Consider the following 19,026-nt stretch of genomic DNA (forward strand, 5'->3'; position numbering starts at 1 on the left):
GTGCCGGGGAGGGGGCCACCTCCGGGCCGGACGGGCCCTGCTGGGCATCGGGTAGTCTGGGTCCCTGGTCCGACCGCCGGAGGCCCCGCACCCCGGCCGGCCACCTCCCCGTTGCCTACCGCGAGTACCGACATGCCTGCCGCACCGCCGCCCCGCCCAGGCGCCGCGTCCCCGGACGCCCGGCGTCCCGCCGCCAACCCCTGGTTCGTGGACCTGCGGGAACTCGGCCGCCGCGCCGGCTCGATGCACGAGATGGAGCGCACCCTGCCCGCGCCCGCGGACTGGCGGGTCGAGCTCATCGGCGTCCCCGAGGGCGCGGAGGTCCGGCTGCGGCTGCGGCTGGAATCGGTCATGGAGGGTGTGCTGGTCTCCGGTGAGGTCGACGTCCCCCTCGTCGGCTCGTGTGCGCGCTGCCTGGAGCCGATCGAGGACTCCCTCGAGCTCGACGTCCAGGAGCTGTTCGCCTACGAGGGCAGCACCACCGAGGCCACCAGCGAGGAGGACGAGGTCCGCCGCGTCGAGGGCGAGCACATCGACCTCGAGCCGATGCTCCGCGACCTCGTCGTCCTGAGCCTCCCGCTGGCGCCGACCTGCACCGAGGACTGCGCCGGGCTGTGCGTCGACTGCGGGCAGCGGCTCGACGACCTGCCCGCGGACCACACGCACGAGCAGCTGGACCCGCGCTGGGCCGGGCTGGCTCAACGCTTCGGTGCCTCGCAATCCGACCGTCCCGCCTCCGCACCGGGCACCCCCGGTGCGGACAACCCAGAGGAGAACTGACGTGGCCGTCCCGAAGCGGAAGATGTCCCGCTCCAACACCCGTGCCCGGCGTTCGCAGTGGAAGGCCTCCGCGCCCACCCTGACGCCGTGCCCGAACCGGGCCTGCGGCCAGCTCAAGCCGCCGCACCAGGCCTGCCCGAACTGCGGGCAGTACGCGGGCCGTCAGGTCCTCTCGGTCTGACCCCGGCAGGACCATCCGTGGGGACGACGGCCACCGGCACCCAGCCCGCTCCGGGTGGGGCCGCCGGCCGCTCCCCGGCGGGTGCGGTGCACGCCGACCGCGCGGCCGCCTGGCTCCTCGACGCCCTCGGTGTCGAGCTGCCCGGCGGCCTGCTGGCGTTGGCGCTGACCCACCGCTCCTACGCCTACGAGCACGGCGGGCTGCCGACCAACGAGCGGCTGGAGTTCCTCGGCGACTCCGTGCTCGGGCTGGTCGTCACCGACGAGCTCTACCGGCGCCACCCCGACCTGCCCGAGGGCCGGCTGGCCAAGTTGCGCGCCTCGGTGGTCAACATGACCTCGCTGGCCGGCGTCGCCCGTCGGCTGGGGGACGGCGGCCTGGGCCCGCACCTGCTGCTGGGCCGCGGCGAGGAGACCACCGGCGGCCGGGAGAAGGACTCGATCCTCGCCGACGCCGTGGAGGCGCTCATCGGCGCCGTGCACGTCGGGCTGGGTCTGGAGGCCGCCTCGGCGTTCGTCCACCAGCTGTTCGACCCGCTGCTCGACCAGGCCGCCACGCGGGGCGCGGGCCTGGACTGGAAGACCAGCCTCCAGGAGCTGGGCGCCCGCCTCGGGCTCGGTGCGCCGACCTACGTGGTCGAGGACACCGGCCCCGACCACGCCAAGACCTTCACCGCCGCCGTCGTCCTCTCCGGCACCGTCCACGGCCGCGGCTCCGGGCGCACCAAGAAGGCCGCCGAGCAGGAAGCCGCCGAGGCCGCCTGGCGCGCGCTGTCCGACGGCGCCGGCCCGGACGGCGAGACGTCGGACGGTGCGGTGTCGGACGGCGCGGCCGTCCCGGCCGAGTCCGGCGCGAGCTGAGCCGCCGTGCCCGAGCTGCCCGAGGTCGAGGTGGTCCGGCGCGGTCTGGAGCGCTGGGTCGTCGGGCGCACCGTCGCCGCCGTCGAGGTGCGTCACCCGCGTGCCGTCCGCCGTCACCTCGAGGGCGTCGAGCACTTCGTCGCCGCGCTGACCGGGCGCACGCTGACTGCCGCCCACCGCCGGGGCAAGTACCTGTGGCTGCCGCTGGCCGAGGCCGACGGCACCCCCGCCGGGCAGGCCCTGGTCGCGCACCTCGGGATGAGCGGCCAGCTGCTGGTCGAGAAGCCCTCCCAGCCCGACGAGACGCACCTGCGTGCCCGGTTCACCTTCATCGACGGCGGCCGCGAGCTGCGCTTCGTCGACCAGCGCACGTTCGGCGGGCTGGCGGTCGAGGACACGGCCAGGGGCGATGGGGCGGGCGGAACGACCGCGGAGCAGATCCCGAGCCGGCTGGCGCACATCGCCATCGACCCGCTCGCGGACACCTTCGACGTCGACGGCTTCAGCGTGGCGCTGCGCCGGCGGCGCACCGAGGTCAAGCGGGCGCTGCTGGACCAGACGCTGATCGGCGGGGTCGGCAACATCTACGCCGACGAGTCGCTGTGGCGGGCCCGGCTGCACGGCAACCGTCCCACCGACCGGCTCACCCGGGCCCAGGTCGCCGACCTGCTCGAGGGGGTGCGGGACGTGCTCACCGAGAGCCTGGCCCAGGGCGGCACCTCCTTCGACTCCCTCTACGTCGACGTCAACGGGCGGAGCGGCTACTTCTCCCGGCACCTGGCCGTCTACGGGCAGGTCGACCGGCCCTGCCCGCGCTGCGGGACGCCGATCGTGCGCGAGTCGTTCATGAACCGCTCCAGCTATAGCTGCCCGCGCTGTCAGCCGCGCCCGCGAGCCCGCCGCCCGTGACCGGGCAGGAGGGCCGACGTCGCGTCGTCGCCCTGGTCTCGGGCTCGGTGCAGGGCGTCGGTTACCGCTGGTTCGTCCGCGGGCGGGCCGCGGCGGCGGGTCTGGCCGGGTCGGCGACCAACCTGCCCGACGGGCGCGTCGAGGTCGTGCTCGAGGGCCCGGACGCCGCGGTGACCGCCGTCCTGGCCGATCTGCAGGGCCCCCGGGCGCCCGGCGCCGTGACGGGTGTCGACGTCCGGGACGTGCCGGTCGAGGGGGGCACCGGGTTCACGACGGCGTGACGAACGCGACACCTCCCCGACACGGGGGCGTTGGAGTGTGCCCGTTGACCTGCGTGTCCGGGCCTGTCACCCTGGGAACACACGGACCGCGCCGACCGTCGTACGGGGCGCAGGTCATCCCCTCACGCAGTGGAAAGGCCGTTGTCGCCATGGCCAAGGCCCTGTTCGGTCACGTCGTCGCCCCCGCAGCGCTCCGAGTAGTCGAGGAGAACGCCGTCCTGCGGGCCAGGGTGCGCCGGCTGGAGCAGGAACTGGAGGAGCTGCGCGCGCAGCGCGACGCCGCCATCGCCCACGAGCTGCTCAGCCTGGCCGGCGACAACGCCGAGCCGGCCCTCGCGTAACCGAGAACGTCCGGCCCCATCCGGAGGCTCACCCCGAGCTCGCGAGGGGTGAGAGGGACGGGGTCCTTCCACCGTGCACCTGTCGAGCCTGACGCTCAAGGGCTTCAAGTCCTTCGCGTCCGCGACGACCCTGCGCCTCGAGCCGGGGATCACCGCCGTCGTCGGCCCCAACGGCTCCGGGAAGTCCAACGTCGTCGACGCCATCGCCTGGGTCCTGGGCGAGCAGGGCGCCAAGAGCCTGCGCGGCGGCAAGATGGAGGACGTCATCTTCGCCGGCACCGCCGGCCGCCCCGCCCTCGGCCGGGCCGAGGTGACCCTCACCATCGACAACGCCGACGGCGCCCTGCCGATCGACTACACCGAGGTGTCGATCACCCGCCGCATGTACCGCTCCGGCGAGAGCGAGTACGAGATCAACGGCGACAAGGTCCGGCTGCTCGACGTCCAGGAGCTGCTGAGCGACTCCGGCATCGGCCGGGAGATGCACGTCATCGTCGGCCAGGGCCAGCTCGACGCCGTCCTCTCCGGCCGCCCCGAGGACCGCCGCGCCTTCATCGAGGAGGCCGCCGGCGTCCTCAAGCACCGCAAGCGCAAGGAGAAGGCGCTCCGCAAGCTCGACGCGATGCAGGCCAACCTCGACCGGCTGGCCGACCTCACCGCCGAGCTGCGCCGCCAGCTCAAGCCGCTGGGCCGGCAGGCCGAGGTCGCCCGCCGTGCGGCCGGCGTGCAGGCCGACCTCCGCGACGCGCGGCTGCGGCTGCTCGCCGACGACCTGGTCCAGCTGCGCGACGCGCTGGACGAGGACGTCGCCGACGAGACCGCTGCCCGGGCGCGGCGCAGCGTCGTCGAGGCCGAGCTGGCGCGGACGTCGGCACGCGAGTCGGCGCTGGAGACCGACCTCGCCACGAACGCCCCGCTGCTGGCCGCGGCCCAGGACACCTGGTACCGCCTCTCCGCCCTCACCGAGCGCTTCCGCGGCATCGCACAACTGGCCGCCGAACGGCACCGCCACCTCTCCGCCGCGCCGCCCGCGGCCGCCGCCGGCCGGGACCCCGACCAGCTCGAGGCCGAGGCCGACCGCGTCGCCGCCACCGAGGCGCAGCTCGCCGCCGGGCTGGAGTCCGAGCGCAGCCGGCTGGCCACCGCGGTAGCCACCCGCACGGAGCTCGAGGCCGCGCTCGCCGAGGCCGAGCGGGCCTGGGTCGCCGCAGCCCGCGCGCTGGCCGACCGCCGCGAGGGTCTCGCCCGGCTCTCCGGCCAGGTCGCCGCGGCCCGCTCCCGCGTCGCCGCGGGGGAGTCGGAGATCGGGCGGCTGGCGCTGGCCGCCGGCGAGGCCGCCGACCGCGCCGAGGTCGCCGCCGAGCGGCTGGCCGAGCGCCGCGAGGCGGTCGCCGAGCAGGAGGACGGCGACGTCGCCCTCGTCACCGCCCACCAGGACGCCGTCGCCGCGCACGCCGCGGCCGCGAAGGCGGTCACCGAGCTGGTCGCCGCCGAGCGGGCCGCCGAGCGCGACCGGGCCTCCGCGCAGGCCCGGCGCGACACCCTCGCCCAGGGCCTGGCCCCGGCCGACGGCGCCGCCGCGGTGCTCGCCGCCGGACTGCCGGGCGTGCTCGGCCCGGTCACCGAGCGGGTCGCTGTCGCACCCGGCGCCGAGGTCGCGTTGTCCGCGGCCCTGTCCGGCATGGCCGACGCACTCGTCGTCGACTCCGTCGCCGGCGCCGCGGCCGCGCTCGCCCACCTCAAGGACGTCGACGGCGGCCGGGCCGGCCTGCTGGTCACCGGCGGCCTGCCCGCGCTGCCCCGCGAGGGCTGGCCGCAGCTGCCCGAGGGCGTGCGTTGGGCCCGCGACCTCGTCGAGGCCCCCGAGGAGCTGCACCCCGCGCTGGACCGCGCGCTGGACCGCGTCGCCGTCGTCCCCTCGCTCGACGCCGCCGTCACCCTGGTCGGCCGGCACCCGCGGGTGCGGGCGGTGACCGCGGACGGCGACCTGGTCGGCTCGGACTGGTCGGTCGGCGGCCAGGCCGACGCGCCGTCGGGCCTCGAGGTCCGCGCCCGGGTGGACGACGCCGAGCGGGCACTGGCCGCCGCGACCGCGCGCGCCGCCGAGCTCGCCGACCGGCTGGCCGCCGCACGGGAGACCGCCCGCGCCCGCTCCGCCGACGTCGACGAGGCCCTCGCCGCCCGCCAGGCCGCCGACCGCAGCCGCTCCGCCGTCGCCGCGCAGCTGGCCGAGCTGGGCGCGGCCGCCCGGTCGGCCACCGCCGAGGCCGAGCGCTCCGCGGCCGCCCGGGTCCGCGCCGAGGGCGCGCTCGAGCAGGCGCAGACCGCCCTCGCCGGGCTGGAGGAGCGGCTGGCCCAGGCCGAGGCCGCGCCGGTCGAGGAGGAGCCCGACCCCGCCGAGCGCGACCGGCTGCGGCTCGAGGCGGCCGCGGCGCGGCAGGCCGAGACCGAGGCGCGGCTCGCCGTCCGCACCGCCGAGGAGCGGGCCCGGGCACTGACCGGGCGGGCGGAGTCACTGCGGCGGCAGGCCCGCCAGGAGCGCGCCGCCCGCGAGCGCGCCGCCGCCGCCCGGGTCGCCCGCGAGCGCGGTGCGCGCGTCGCCGCCCGGGTGCGCTCCGGCGCCGAGACGGCGCTGATCGCGCTGGCGTCCTCCCTGGCGCGGGCGGCCGCCGAGCGCGACGAGCTCGCCCGGGTGCGCACTGCCCGCGAGGCCGAGCTGCTCGAGGTGCGCGTCGCCGTCCGGTCGGCCACGGCGGAGCTGGAGCGGCTGACCGACGAGGTGCACCGCGACGAGGTGGCCCGAGCCGAGCAGCGTTACCGCATCGAGGCGCTGGAGGACCGCGCCGCCGAGGAGTACGGCGTCGACCTGGCCACCCTGCTCGCCGAGTACGGTCCGGCCGCCCCGGTGCCGCCCACGCCGGCGCAGGTGGCCGCCGCGCAGGACGCCGGCGAGCCCGAGCCCGCCCCGGTGCCCTACGACCGGGACGCGCAGGAGCGCCGCGCGGCCAAGGCCGAGCGCGACCTGGCCACGCTGGGCAAGGTCAACCCGCTGGCCCTGGAGGAGTTCGCGGCGCTGGAGGAGCGACACGGCTTCCTGGCCACGCAGCTCGAGGACCTCAGGGCCACCCGCCGCGACCTGCTCACCGTCGTCCGCGAGGTCGACGGGCGCATCCACGACGTCTTCGCCTCGGCCTTCGCCGACGTGCAGCGGGAGTTCGAGCAGGTCTTCGCCGTCCTCTTCCCGGGCGGGCAGGGCCGGCTGTCCCTCACCGACCCCGAGGACATGCTCACCACCGGCGTCGACATCGAGGCCCGCCCGCCGGGCAAGAAGGTCAAGAGACTCTCGCTGCTCTCCGGTGGCGAGCGCTCGCTGACCGCCGTCGCGCTGCTCGTGGCGATCTTCCGGGCGCGGCCCTCGCCGTTCTACGTGCTCGACGAGGTCGAGGCCGCCCTCGACGACGTCAACCTCGGCCGGCTGCTCACCCTGGTCGAGCAGCTGCGCGCGACCTCGCAGCTGATCGTCATCACCCACCAGAAGCGGACGATGGAGATCGCCGACGCGCTCTACGGCGTGAGCATGCGCGGCGACGGCATCACCGGCGTCATCAGCCAGCGCCTGCGCGAGGCCGAACCGGCCTGACGGCGCTTTCCGCGGAGATCGCCGGGGTCTCAGCGGCGGTTTCCGCGGAAAGCGCCGTCAGGCGCCGGACTGGACCTCGAGGTCGACGACCAGGGGCAGGTGGTCAGAGGCGCCGGCCCCGTCGAGCACGTGCGCGCGGGCCACGCCGACGCCGGGGGAGACCCACACCTGGTCGATCCGCCGGTGCGGACGACGGGCCGGGTGGGTCTCGCCGTGCCGGGCGTGCCAGAACCGCCATCCCGCCCGGTCCTCGCGGTCGGGGGCCAGCTCCCAGGCGTCGGCGAACCGCCCGGTCAGCGGGGCCAGCTCCGGGGCGCCGGGGTCGGCGTTGAAGTCCCCGACGAGGACGCCGGTCTGCATCGACTCGGTGTGCAGCCTGGCGATCGCGGCGAGCTGCTCGGCGCGCTCCCGCGGCGAGCGGGTGGACAGGTGGGTGGTCGTCACCCACAGCGCGGCGCCGTCGAGCTCGACCATCGTCCGCAGCGCGCTGCGCGGCTCGCCGCCGCCGGGCAGCGGGTGCACGTCGCTGACGAGGATCGGCAGCCGCGACAGCAGCGCGTTGCCGTACTGGCGGCGCAGCCCCTGCTCGCGCCTCGGCTCGTCGATCGCCGGGCCCCAGGCCAGCTGCATGTCCAGCGCCCGGGAGAGCAGCAGGGCCTGGTCGACGTCCTCGCTCCGCCCGCCGTAGTGCCGGTCCACCTCCTGCAGGCAGATCACGTCAGCGTCGGCCGCGGCGAGCACCGAGGCCAGCCGCGGCAGGTCGTGCCGGCCGTCGTCCCCGACGCCGTGGTGGGTGTTGAAGGTGACCAGCCGGACCGGGATCGGCGGCTGGTCGGGGCCGGGAGCGGGCCGCTTGCCCAGAGGGTCGCTCACCTGCGTCAGCCTGTCACCTCCGCCGGGACCGGGTCCGACAGCGGCAGGTCCGCGATCAGCTGCAGCCGCTCCTGGCCGGCTTCGTCCCGGTGGGTGACGAAGAGCCGGAAGGAGGCGTCGCGGTCGTGCAGGACCAGCTCGCCGAGCTGGTTGCCGAAGTAGGGGCCGGCCTGCTTGGCCCAGTCCAGCTCCGAGGGGCGGACCCGCGCCAGCCGGGACAGCCCCGTGGTCAGCCGGCGGGCCCAGCGGCTCCACCCGATCCGGAAGCCCACGCGGATCGGGTGCGGCGCCTGGTTGTGCAGCGGGGAGACGGTCAGCTGGTGCACGCGGGCGGTGAGGTCCCCGGGCCGCACCAGCTCGGCGGCGTAGGCGTGGTGGACGTCGCCGGAGAGCACCAGCGCGGTCGCCGGCGCCCGGCCCTGCTCGCCCCGGGCCAGCGCGACCAGGGCCCGGCCCAGCCGCTCGAAGGAGTCGCCGAAGGCCGACCAGTGCTCGAGGTCGGCGGCCTGCCGCAGCTGCTCGGACAGCCAGCCGAGCGGACGGCCCAGGTGGCGGCGGGCGAGCGTCTCGTTCCACCGCTCGGCCTCGTGGATGGCGTGCGGCAGCAGCCACGGCAGCGAGGTGCCCAGCACCAGGTGCTCGACGCCCTCGTCGACCGCGCGGCGCATCGCCGCCTCGACCCAGGCGAACTCGTCCTCGTCGAGCATGCCGCGGGCGCTCTCGTCGAGCACCCGGCCGGCCCGGCTGTCGACCATCACCATCCGGGCCTCGCCCCAGTGCCGCACGTAGCTCCAGCGCATCGAGCGCGGGTCGCGGTCGGCGGCCTCGGCCATCGCCCGGAGCACCGGCTCGGCGTCGTCCCGGTGCTCGAGCACCGCCTGCCAGGTGGTGTTCTCGGCCAGCTCCTGCGGACTGAGGTTGCCCAGGTGCTGGTAGACCCAGTAGCTGACCAGGCCCCCGCAGATCCGGCGGGTCCACCAGTCCTGCCCGGTCACCTTCCGCCGCCAGGCGGCGGAGGTGTTCCAGTCGTCGATCATCTCGTGGTCGTCGAAGATCATCGAGGACGGGATGGTCGACAGCAGCCAGCGCACCTGCGGGTCGCTCCAGGACTCCGCGTAGAGCCGGGTGTACTCCTCGAAGTCGTCGACCTGGGCGTCCCGCGGGGCCGGCTGCTGCCGGCGCAGGGACAACCAGTGGCGGGTCGCAGGGGTCAGCTCGTCGGCGTAGACCTGGTCACCCAGCAGCACCAGTGCGTCGGGCCACTCGTCCTCCGGCTGCCCCGTGAGCCGCGCGGCGTAGGTGTCCAGCGCGTCGGGCGGGATGCCCTCGGCGGCGTCGACGGTGCTGGGGGTGGCGTACCGGCAGGAGCCGAACGCGATGCGGAAGGGCCCGGGCCGGCCCGGCGTCCGGATGCGGCTGGGCGGGGAGAGCGAGGACGCCTCCGGCCAGACCCGCTCGTCGTCGAGGTGCACCTCGTAGGGCGTGGCGCTGCCGGGCTCCAGCCCCTCGACGACGACGAGGGCGTAGTGGTGGCCGCTCACGCAGAAGGTGCGGGCGCGGCGACCGAGCACCGCCACCTCGCAGGGCCGGTCGGTCTCCACCCAGACGGTGGCCGACACCGGGTCCACGTGCCGCAGCAGGGGACCGAGGAGGAGGACCGGGTTCTCCCGGCCGGGCAGCGGCATGTCGCCCAGGGTGGCCCACCGCCGCGGGTTCCGCACGGACGCCGCCCGCGGGTGCTGGGAGACTGAGGGCCATGGAGTTCGTGCTGATCGCGATCGCGATCCTGCTCGTCGGGCTGATCCTCGGGGTCAGCCTGCTCGTCGGTCGCGGCCGGCGCACCACCCGGCTGGACGACGACGCCGCCACCGGCACCACGCTGACCCGGCCGCGCCCGCCCAGCCCGACGACGGAGGCCCCACCCCGGCCGTCGGGGTCGACGGCCAGCGGGCTGGGGACGACGGCCGAGCCGGACGCCGTCTCGCCGGAAGCGCCGCCGGACGTCGTGCTCCCCCCGGCCGCCCCCGAGCCGGGCCTGGTCTTCGAGACGCCGCCGCCGTCGTCCGGCCGGCTGGTGCGGCTGCGCTCCCGGCTGGCCCGCTCGCAGTCCAACCTGGGCCGCGGCCTGCTCACCGTCCTCGCCCGCGAGCGGCTGACCGAGGACGACTGGGAGGAGGTCGAGGAGACCCTGCTGGCCGCCGACGTCGGCGTGGCCGCCACCCAGCAGATCGTCGACCGGCTGCGCACCCAGTCGATGGTGCTGGCCACCGCGTCCGGCCCGGAGCTGCGCCAGCTGCTGGTGCGGGAGCTGACGACCGTGCTCGGCCCCGACCTCGACCGCAGCCTCGGCGTCGACCGGCACGACGGTCTGCCGGGGATCGTCCTGGTCGTCGGCGTCAACGGCGCCGGCAAGACGACGACGGTCGGCAAGATCGCCCGCGTCCTCGTCGGCGACGGCAAGAGCGTCGTCCTGGGGGCCGCCGACACCTTCCGCGCCGCCGCCGCCGACCAGCTGGAGACCTGGGGCGAGCGGGTCGGCGTCCTCACCGTGCGCGGCCGCGAGGGGGCCGACCCGGCGTCGGTCGCCTTCGAGGCGGCGCGCACCGGGGTCGAGGGCGAGGTGGACACCGTCGTCGTCGACACCGCCGGCCGGCTGCACACCAAGAGCGGCCTCATGGACGAGCTGGGCAAGATCAAGCGGGTCGTCGAGAAGGTCGCGCCGGTGACCGAGGTGCTGCTGGTCCTCGACGCCACGACCGGCCAGAACGGCGTCGTCCAGGCCCGGGTGTTCACCGAGGCGGTGACCGTCACCGGCGTCGTCCTCACCAAGCTCGACGGCACCGCCAAGGGCGGCATCGTCGTCTCGGTGCAGCGCGAGCTCGGGATCCCGGTCAAGCTCGTCGGGCTCGGCGAGGGCGCCGACGACCTGGCGCCCTTCGAGCCGGAGGCGTTCGCCGACGCGCTGGTCGGCGGGGCCGACTGAAGGAGGATCACCCTGCCCCCCCACCGCTCGCAGGCTCGCGGCGGGGCCCTGCAGGAGGCCGCCGGCCGCTCACCCTGCGGCCGGCGGGCCTTCTCGGCTGACGTGCAACGCCACCAGCGCGACGTCGTCGGCGAACTCCGGCGTCATCCGGGCCAGCAGGACGTCGCACAGATCGTGCACCGGGACGTCGCGCACCTCCCGACCCGCCGCCACCAGCCGCTCGAAGCCGTCGTCCAGGGTCGCGTCGCGGCGCTCCACCAGGCCGTCGGTGTAGAGGACGACGGTGTCGCCCGGGTGCAGCGCGACCGTGGCGTCGGTGCGGCGCGCCGGCGAGTCCACGCCCAGTGGCAGCTCCGGCCGCCGCTCGAGCAGCCGGACCGTGCCGTCGGCAGCCAGCAGCAGCGGCGGCAGGTGGCCGGCGTTGGACCAGCGCAGCGTCCGGAGTCCCGCGGCGGCCTCCTCCGGCGTCTGCTCGACGCGGGCGAGCAGCGCGGTGACCAGCGTGGTCATCCCCAGGTCGTGCAGCGCCCGGTCGAGGGTCGCCAGCGCGCGGGCCGGTGGGGCGTCGAGGGCGTGCACCACCCCGCGCAGCATGTTGCGCAGCTGGCCCATCACCGCCGCGGCGGTCCGGTCGTGCCCGGTGACATCGCCAACGACCAGCGTGGTGGCGCCGTCGGGGGAGAGGAAGGCGTCGTACCAGTCCCCGCCGACCTGGGCCTCCCGGGCCGCGGGCCGGTAGCGGACGGCGATGCGCAGGCTGTCGGGCTCCGGCGGCTCGGTCAGCATCGAGCGCTGCAGCGTCTCGGCCAGGCTGCGGGTCTCGCTGGCCCGCCGCCGCTCGGCCTCCAGCCGGGTCACGCGCTCCACGGCCTGCGCGCACTGCGCGGCGTAGGCCTCCAGCACCCGTACGTCGTGCTCCTCGAAGGCCCGGGCGCCGGCCCAGCCGACGGTCCACGAGCCCAGCAGGCGGCCGCCGGCCCGCAGTGGCAGGGCCGCCCACGACCGGATCCCCAGGGCCCGGGCCAGCCGCCCCTCCTCGGTGTCCGGCCGCGTGCCGGCGTCGTGGACCAGCACGGTCTCGCCCCTCGCGGCGACCGCCATCGGCAGCGGCGAGGAGGGGTCCAGGTCGGCCGACACCAGCCGCCCCTCCCGGCCCTCGGTCAGCGTGAGGCCGTCGGGCCCGGCGAGGGCGACGGCGGCGGTGTCGGTCTGCAGCGCGGCACGGCCGTGGTCGAACAGCAGCTCGAGCAGTTCGGGGGTGGTCTCCGCGGCGGCGAGGGCGGAGACGGTGGCGGCCAGCCCGGCCAGTGAGCTCGCGGTGCGGCGCTCGCGTTCGCTGCTCTCGCGCAGTTCGGCGTTGCGCCCCTCCAGTTCCCGGGTCCGCTGGAAGAGGTCCGCCTGCACCTGTTCGACGCGGCGCTGGCCGCGGGCGGCCTCCAGGCGGGCCTCGTCGCGGTCGCGGACGTAGTCGGTGATGTCGTCGGAGCGGTGCAGCAGCAGCACGACCCGGCCCTCGTCGTCCAGGATCGGCACGTTGTACGGGCTCCAGAACCGCTCCACCCAGGTGCCGTCGGGCAGCGGGATGTCGTACTTCTGGATCGCCATGGTCACCGGCCGGCGGGTGTCGCGGGCGCGGCCCAGGGAGTCGGCCAGGTTGCGGACGCCGTCGGCCCCGGGGTCGTCGGGGTTGAGCGGGAAGACGTCGAACAGGTGTCGGCCGACGGTGTCCTCGAGGGTCGTGGCGGTGGCCTCCAGCCGGGCCCGGTTGGCGTGCACGATGACCAGGTCGGGCGTCAGCAGCAGGAAGGGCGCGGGCGCCTCGTCGAAGACCCGCGCGAAGTCGGGCACCGGCAGCTCCTCGGGCGTTCTGCGTCCCGTGTCGCCGTCGTCGTCCGCACGCTCCTGTCCCGCGGCCACCGCGCTGGTCCCCCTTCCGGACGGGTGCTGATCACGGTGGGCACTACCCCGTCGGCGAGCGCTACACGGGTGGCCGTACTCGCCGGACAGGTCTGCGTACCGCGCGAGGGCCGGGCCGCTGCGGAAGGAGCCGGCTACACGGCCTCAGGCGCCGCGTTGTCGGACCACTTCTCCTCGATGCGGCCGAAGCGCCACACCGCCACGGCGACGGCCCAGGTCACGATGAACAACCCGACGATCGCGAAGCCAACGAACTCCAGGTCCAGTGACGCCATCCACACCAGTGGGCCTGAATCGATGCCCAGCCGCTCCACCAGCAGTCCGACGATCACCAGGGCACCGATCACCAGGGCCACCGTCACCGACAGGACGGTGATGGTGAGGTTGTAGAAGACCTTGCGGACGGGCTTGAGGAACGCCCACCCGTAGGCGCGGGTCATCAGCACGCCGTCAGCGGTGTCGAACAGGCTCATGCCGGCCGCGAACAGCACCGGCAGGACCAGGATCGCGTACCACGGCAGGACGAAGGCGGCGGAGCCGGCGGCCAGCACGAGGAGGGCGACCTGGGTGGCGGTGTCGAAGCCCAGCCCCATGAGCAGGCCGACCGGATAGAGGTGCCACGGCTTGCTGACCCGTCGGGTCACCCGTCCCAGGAGGCGGGCGAGGAAGCCGCGGTTGTGCAGGTGCTGCTCCAGCTCGGCCTCGTCGTACTCGCCGGCCCGCATCCGTCGGAACACCCGAGCGATGCCGATGGCCGACGAGAGGTTCATCAGCCCGATGAGCAGTAGGAAGGTGCCCGCCACCAGCGTGCCGACCAGACCGAGTGCCTGGGCGACGGACGAGTTCTCGTCCTGGACGACGCCGGCGACAGACCGGACGCCGATGACCAGCAGCAAGCTGGCGGCGAAGACCACCGACGAGTGCCCGAGAGAGAACCAGAAACCCGTGCTGACGGCCGGCTTGCCCTCCTCGACCAGCTTGCGGGTCGTGTTGTCGATCGAGGCGATGTGGTCGGCGTCGAAGGCGTGGCGGACGCCGAGCATGTAGGCGGTCAGTCCGACTCCCACCCCGAGCACGCCGGTGCTGCCGAGCTGGTATCCGGCGGGAGCGACCGCGAAGACCAGCACGCCCCAGCCGACGACGTGCAACAACAGGACGAAGGCGGTCATGGCGGCGATGGAACGGCGCTCGTGCGGACTGAAACCGCCGTCCACCCTCGTGGCGCGCACCGGCACGTGGAGCGGGGCTGACACGGCAGGCACGTGCACGCTGCCTCCTCGGAAGGGCTGCCACACCCCGGACGGCGGGCGACTGACCGCGACCTTATTGCAGCCGACTTGCAGTTGCAAACGCCTTGCAACAAGGCGCAACGGAGGCGCGGAGGGGGCCGCGCAACACGGACGGAACACGACGGGCGGACACGCGGGCGGGAGTTCACGGCACGGAAACAGCGGCGCGCCGGTCGCCGAAACGTGCCGACGGCACGGTGAGCGCCACGTCGCCCTCCTCCCGGGGGCGCCGGTCAGCCCCTTCGGCCCGGGCGTCCGCGGACGCTCCGGCCCCGCCCGTGCGGCCTGCACCCGAGGCCGGCCGCACCGATCCGTCAGGAGGTTGCCGTGGACACCGGCGACACCGCATGGGTCCTGGTCAGCGCCGCGCTGGTGCTGTTCATGACCCCCGGTCTGGCGCTCTTCTACGGCGGCATGGTCCGCGCGAAGAGCGTCCTCAACATGATGATGATGAGCTTCGGCGCACTCGCCCTGATCAGCGTGCTGTGGGTGCTCTACGGCTACTCGATGGCCTTCGGCGACGACCTCGGCGGGGGTCTGCTGGGGGACCCGCTGGAGTTCGCCGGCCTCTCCTCGCTGCTGGGCACCAGCGGTCTGGACGGCGGCTTCCAGCCCGAGAGCCTGGTCTTCACGGTGCCCTCGATGGCCTTCGTCGCCTTCCAGGGCATGTTCGCCATCCTCACCGTCGCGCTCATCTCCGGCGCGATCGCCGATCGGGCCCGCTTCGGCCCGTGGATGGTCTTCGCCGGCGTCTGGGCGACGCTGGTCTACTTCCCGGTCGCGCACTGGGTGTTCGCCTTCGACGGCGCGGAGTCCGAGACCGGTGGCTGGATCGCCAACGACCTGCTGGCCATCGACTTCGCCGGCGGCACCGCGGTGCACATCAACGCCGGTGCGGCGGGCCTGGCGCTGGCCCTGGTGCTCGGCAAGCGGCGTGGCTTCGGGCGCGACCCGATGCGCCCGCACAACCTGCCGCTGGTGATGATCGGCGCCGGCATCCTGTGGTTCGGCTGGTTCGGCTTCAACGCCGGCTCCGCGCTGGCCGCCAACGGGCAGGCCGCCGAGGTCTTCGTGACCACGCTGGTCGCCACCGGTGCCGCGACCCTCGGCTGGCTGCTCGTCGAGAAGCTGCGCGACGGGCACGCCACCTCGCTGGGTGCCGCCTCCGGCGTCGTCGCCGGCCTGGTCGCCATCACCCCGGCCTGTTCCTCGGTGACCCCGGTCGGCGCGATCCTCGTCGGCCTGGTCGCCGGTGTCGTCTGCGCCCTGGCCGTCGGCCTGAAGTACCGGCTCGGCTACGACGACTCCCTGGACGTCGTCGGCGTCCACCTGGTCGGCGGGATCTGGGGCACCCTGGCCGTGGGCCTGTTCGCCTCGGCGTCCACCACGGCCGGCGTCGACGGCCTCCTGTACGGCGGCGGCGTCGACCAGCTGTGGCGGCAGGCGCTGGGCGCCGGCGTCGTGCTGGTCTACTCGTTCGTGCTCACCCTGGTGATCGGCTTCGCCATCGCCAGGACCATGCGCTTCCGCGTCGCCGAGGAGGACGAGGTCACCGGCATCGACTCCGTCGTGCACGCTGAGACCGGCTACGACCTCGACTCCCTCGGCGGTGGGCGCAGCGCCCCGGCCCTGGGCACCCAGGCGCACGCCATACCGCAGGACCCGGCGGGTAACGACAGGGCTCGGGGCATCACCGTCACCACCGAAGGGAGCCGGGCGTGAAGCTCGTCACCGCCATCGTGAAACCGTTCAAGCTCGACGACGTCAAGAACGCCCTCGAGCTGATCGGCATCGCCGGGCTCACCGTCAGCGAGGTCCAGGGCTTCGGCCGCCAGCGGGGCCACACCGAGGTCTACCGCGGGGCGGAGTACCAGGTGGACTTCGTGCCGAAGGTCCGCATCGAGGTCGTCGTCGGGGAGGTCGAGGCCGCCCGCGTCGTCGACGCGATCGTCGAGGCCGCGTCCACCGGCCAGATCGGCGACGGCAAGGTGTGGGTGACGACGATCGACGAGATCGTCCGCGTCCGCACCGGCGAGCGCGGCGCCGACGCCGTGTAGGGCCGGACGCGACAGCTCCGTCGGCCGGGGTGGCGGGGTCTCCTGCCACCCCGGCCGACGCCGTCCCAGGGAGAGTGCAGGAGAGCGAGGGGGAGACGTGCTGGACACCGGGTCGCTGCCCGCACTGCCGCGGGCCGAGCGCAGCGAGGTGCTCGACGCCTGGCTCACCGGCCTGCTCGCCGAGGCGGTCGCGGGCACCCCGCCGCCCCGGCCGCGCCGCGGCGCCCCGCCCCCGCGCACGGGCACCGACGGCGTCGCCCTGGTGGCCGTCGGCAGCCTCGGCCGCCGGGAACTACCGCCGCAGGGCGACCTCGACCTCGTCCTCGTGCACGACGGGCGCCCGGAGATCGCCGCCGTCGCCGACGCGGTCTGGTACCCGATCTGGGACGCCGGACTGCGCCTGGACCACTCGGTGCGGACCGTCGCCGAGGCCGTCGGCGTGGCCTCCACCGACGTCAAGGCCGGGCTCGGCCTGCTCGACGCCCGCTTCGTCGCCGGGGACGCCGGGCTCGCGGCGACGCTGCGCACCGCCACCCTCGGCAGCTGGCGGCAGTCGGCGTCCCGGCTGCTGCCGCAGCTGCGCGACCTGCGCCGCGGTCGCGCCCGGCAGGTCGGGGAGCTGGCCTTCCTCCTCGAACCGGACCTCAAGGAGGCCTACGGCGGCCTGCGGGAGGGGCAGGTGCTGCGCGCGGTGGCCGCCGCCCAGCTGGCCGACGAGCCCGCCGCCGAGGTCGAGGAGGCCTACGCGTTCCTGCTGGACGTCCGCGACGAGCTGCGCCGCCGCTCGGGCCGGCCGGCCGACGTGCTGGTCCGGCAGGAGCAGCGTCCGGTCGCCGTGGCGCTGGGTCTGCCCGACGAGGACGCGCTGCTGCGCGAGGTGAGCCTGGCGGGGCGGCGGCTCGCCTTCGTGGCCGACGAGACGTGGCGGCGGGTGGAGTCGGCGCTGGTCCGCCGTCCCCGCGGCCGCTACCGCCGGATCCGCCGCGAGCCGCTGGCCGAGGGCGTCGTCCGCCAGGGCGACGAGGTCGTGCTCGCCCGCGACGCCCGCCCGGCCGCCGACCCCGGCCTGGTGCTGCGCGGCGCGGCCGCCGCCGCGCGCGAGGACCTGCTGCTGTCGCCCTACACGCTCAAGGTGCTCGCGGTGCACGCGCCGCCGCTGCCCGAGCCGTGGCCGGCGGAGGTGCGCTGGTCGTTCCTGCGGCTGCTGGCCAGCGGGCGGCCGGCGGTGGCGGTCCTGGAGCAGCTGGACCAGGAGGAGCTGCTGTCCCGGCTGCTGCCGGAGTGGGACCGGATCCGCTCGCTGCCGCAGCGCCACCCCTGGCACCGGTTCACCGTCGACCGGCACCTGGTCGAGGCCGCCGCGGCCGCCGCCGAGCTCACCCGGGACGTCGACCGGCCCGACCTGCTCCTCGTCGGCGCGCTGCTGCACGACATCGGCAAGGGCTGGCCCGGCGATCACAGCGAGGTCGGGGAGCCGATCGCGGCTCGGATCGCCAGCCGCATGGGCTTCGGCGACGACGACGTCGCGACGCTGGGCGCGATGGTGCGCCACCACCTGCTGCTGCCCGACACCGCGACCCGGCGCGACATCGACGACCCCGCCACGATCGACCGGGTGGCCGCGACCATCGGGCACGACCCGGCGCTGCTGCAGCTGCTGCACGCCCTGGCCCAGGCCGACGGCGCCGCGACCAGCTCCTCGGCCTGGTCGCCGTGGAAGGCGCACCTGGTCGCCGCCCTGGTGGCCCGCGTGCAGGCCAGGCTGGGCGGCACGCCGGTGCCGGAGCCGGAGCCGGTGCTGCACCCCGGGCAGCCTCAGGTGCGCACCGGGGCCCCGGCCGACGCCGCCGCCGGCATCTCCGTCGGCGTGGAGGACGTCGCCGACGGCCAGCAGGTGACGATCGTCGCGCCCGACGGGCACGGCCTGTTCAGTCGGCTGGCGGGGGTGCTGGCGCTCAACCAGCTGGACGTGCGCGCCGCGAAGGTGAACGTGGTCGGCGAGCGGGCCACGGCCGTCTTCGCCGTCCGGCCGCGGTTCGGGCGGGCGCCGGTGGCCTCGATCCTGGCCGACGCCGTGCGCGCGGCCCTCGAGGGCACGCTGCCGCTGGCGGAGCGGCTGCGGCAGCGGGAGGCCGACTACCGGCAGGACGCCGCCCGGGCGGCGCCGCCGCGGGTTTCCTGGCACAACGGCGAGGTGACCGGCGACGCGACCGGGATCGTCGAGGTGCGCGCGGGGGACCGGGCCGGGCTGCTCTACCGGCTGACCGCGGCGCTGGCGACCGAGGGCCTCGACGTCACCTCGGCGCGGATCGAGACCCTCGGCGCCGACGCCGCCGACCACTTCTACGTCGCCAACCCCTCCGGGGAGCCGATCAGCACCGACCAGCGGGCCCGCGTGGAGGCGGCGCTGGCCGCCGCCGTCCGGGGTGCGGTGCCCGACCCGGTGGCCGGTCGGGGGGACACGCCGGGCTGAGCTCCGCGGTCCTGTCGTACCCCCGTGCCACCGTCGAGGGGCCAGCGGGACGGAACGGTCCCGACGACGACCGCAGGGAGGCACCCCGCATGACCGGCACGTCCTTCGAGGTCGCCGCAGCCGAGGGCAGGGTCTGGCCGTGCCCCTCCTGCGACGGGGACCGGGAGTTCGTCCAGCCACCGTGCGCCGACGGGCACACCGAGGACGGCGGCGAGTGCCCCGAGTGGGCCTGCGCCGACTGCGGGACGGCGGTGTCCACGGCCGCGCCGGGAGCCGCCGTGGCCGCGTTCAGGCGCCGCGCCGCCTGAAAAAGGACCCCGTCCTCCCCACCCTTCGCCAGCTCAGCTTGTCGTTTAACCCCTGACCTGTGGGTCACGGCTGCGCTCGGTGTCTCGTTTGACGGTCTTGCCGACGTCGTAGCGGGTGGCGCGGTGCCGATTGG

The 19,026-nt window shown here is 75.5% G+C and carries 16 protein-coding genes; 12 read left to right on the forward strand and 4 right to left on the reverse strand.

Features of this window, described 5'->3' with window-relative positions:
- Positions 1–132: 132 nt before the first annotated feature.
- The 7 genes from CNO22_RS17780 to smc all read left to right on the forward strand — a co-directional run bounded on the left by CNO22_RS17780 (position 133) and on the right by smc (position 6,992).
- Positions 133–780 carry a YceD family protein gene (locus CNO22_RS17780; RefSeq protein ID WP_198588413.1) on the forward strand — a complete coding sequence of 216 codons (648 nt, stop codon included), beginning with the start codon at positions 133–135 and terminating at the stop codon, positions 778–780.
- A 1-nt stretch (position 781) separates the two neighbouring features.
- Positions 782–961, forward strand: coding sequence for a 50S ribosomal protein L32 (rpmF, locus tag CNO22_RS17785; RefSeq protein WP_100500630.1), 180 nt, complete (start codon positions 782–784; stop codon positions 959–961).
- Positions 962–978: 17 nt separating this feature from the next.
- On the forward strand, positions 979–1,821 hold the full coding sequence (gene rnc / locus CNO22_RS17790; protein ID WP_100500631.1) for a ribonuclease III: 843 nt from the start codon (positions 979–981) through the stop codon (positions 1,819–1,821).
- A 6-nt stretch (positions 1,822–1,827) separates the two neighbouring features.
- Positions 1,828–2,730 (forward strand): bifunctional DNA-formamidopyrimidine glycosylase/DNA-(apurinic or apyrimidinic site) lyase, encoded by a 903-nt coding sequence (gene mutM, locus CNO22_RS17795; protein WP_100500632.1) that lies wholly within the window; start codon positions 1,828–1,830, stop codon positions 2,728–2,730.
- Positions 2,727–3,011 (forward strand): acylphosphatase, encoded by a 285-nt coding sequence (locus tag CNO22_RS17800; RefSeq protein ID WP_232807138.1) that lies wholly within the window; start codon positions 2,727–2,729, stop codon positions 3,009–3,011. Before mutM ends, CNO22_RS17800 begins: the two co-directional genes overlap by 4 nt.
- 149 nt (positions 3,012–3,160) lie before the next feature.
- Positions 3,161–3,352: a YceH family protein gene (locus tag CNO22_RS17805; protein ID WP_100500634.1), complete on the forward strand. Its 192-nt coding sequence runs from the start codon at positions 3,161–3,163 to the stop codon at positions 3,350–3,352.
- A gap of 73 nt (positions 3,353–3,425) precedes the next feature.
- Positions 3,426–6,992 carry a chromosome segregation protein SMC gene (gene smc / locus CNO22_RS17810; RefSeq protein WP_100500635.1) on the forward strand — a complete coding sequence of 1,189 codons (3,567 nt, stop codon included), beginning with the start codon at positions 3,426–3,428 and terminating at the stop codon, positions 6,990–6,992.
- A gap of 57 nt (positions 6,993–7,049) precedes the next feature.
- Here the strand turns inward: smc and CNO22_RS17815 are convergent, their stop codons facing one another.
- Together CNO22_RS17815 and CNO22_RS17820 are read right to left on the reverse strand one after the other, a co-directional pair.
- On the reverse strand, positions 7,050–7,865 hold the full coding sequence (locus tag CNO22_RS17815; RefSeq protein ID WP_100500636.1) for an endonuclease/exonuclease/phosphatase family protein: 816 nt from the start codon (positions 7,863–7,865) through the stop codon (positions 7,050–7,052).
- 5 nt (positions 7,866–7,870) lie between these two features.
- Positions 7,871–9,550 carry an alkaline phosphatase D family protein gene (locus tag CNO22_RS17820; RefSeq protein ID WP_100500642.1) on the reverse strand — a complete coding sequence of 560 codons (1,680 nt, stop codon included), beginning with the start codon at positions 9,548–9,550 and terminating at the stop codon, positions 7,871–7,873.
- A gap of 71 nt (positions 9,551–9,621) precedes the next feature.
- On the opposite strand from CNO22_RS17820, the gene ftsY reads away from it, so the two are divergent.
- Positions 9,622–10,848 (forward strand): signal recognition particle-docking protein FtsY, encoded by a 1,227-nt coding sequence (gene ftsY, locus CNO22_RS17825; protein ID WP_100500637.1) that lies wholly within the window; start codon positions 9,622–9,624, stop codon positions 10,846–10,848.
- A gap of 69 nt (positions 10,849–10,917) precedes the next feature.
- Here ftsY and CNO22_RS17830 read toward each other — a convergent pair whose 3' ends face one another.
- Both CNO22_RS17830 and nicT read right to left on the reverse strand, forming a co-directional pair.
- Positions 10,918–12,696 carry a SpoIIE family protein phosphatase gene (locus tag CNO22_RS17830; protein ID WP_198588414.1) on the reverse strand — a complete coding sequence of 593 codons (1,779 nt, stop codon included), beginning with the start codon at positions 12,694–12,696 and terminating at the stop codon, positions 10,918–10,920.
- Between the two features lie 203 nt (positions 12,697–12,899).
- Entirely contained in the window at positions 12,900–14,018 is a 1,119-nt protein-coding gene (gene nicT, locus CNO22_RS17835; RefSeq protein WP_198588416.1) for a Nickel transporter NicT, read from the reverse strand.
- 363 nt (positions 14,019–14,381) lie between these two features.
- Here nicT and CNO22_RS17840 point away from each other — a divergent pair, with 363 nt between their 5' ends.
- The 4 genes from CNO22_RS17840 (at position 14,382) to CNO22_RS17855 (ending at position 18,892) form a co-directional block, all read left to right on the forward strand.
- Positions 14,382–15,776 carry an ammonium transporter gene (locus CNO22_RS17840; RefSeq protein WP_100500638.1) on the forward strand — a complete coding sequence of 465 codons (1,395 nt, stop codon included), beginning with the start codon at positions 14,382–14,384 and terminating at the stop codon, positions 15,774–15,776.
- Positions 15,773–16,111, forward strand: a complete 339-nt coding sequence (locus CNO22_RS17845) for a P-II family nitrogen regulator (RefSeq protein WP_100500639.1) — start codon at positions 15,773–15,775, stop codon at positions 16,109–16,111. The genes CNO22_RS17840 and CNO22_RS17845 overlap by 4 nt, the downstream gene beginning before the upstream one ends.
- A gap of 97 nt (positions 16,112–16,208) precedes the next feature.
- Positions 16,209–18,584 (forward strand): [protein-PII] uridylyltransferase, encoded by a 2,376-nt coding sequence (locus CNO22_RS17850; protein ID WP_100500640.1) that lies wholly within the window; start codon positions 16,209–16,211, stop codon positions 18,582–18,584.
- A gap of 89 nt (positions 18,585–18,673) precedes the next feature.
- On the forward strand, positions 18,674–18,892 hold the full coding sequence (locus CNO22_RS17855) for a hypothetical protein (protein ID WP_100500641.1): 219 nt from the start codon (positions 18,674–18,676) through the stop codon (positions 18,890–18,892).
- Positions 18,893–19,026: the final 134 nt, after the last annotated feature.

Origin of the sequence: Geodermatophilus chilensis (assembly GCF_002802985.1) — a bacterium.
In the GTDB taxonomy this organism is placed as follows: Bacteria; Actinomycetota; Actinomycetes; order Mycobacteriales; family Geodermatophilaceae; genus Geodermatophilus; species Geodermatophilus chilensis.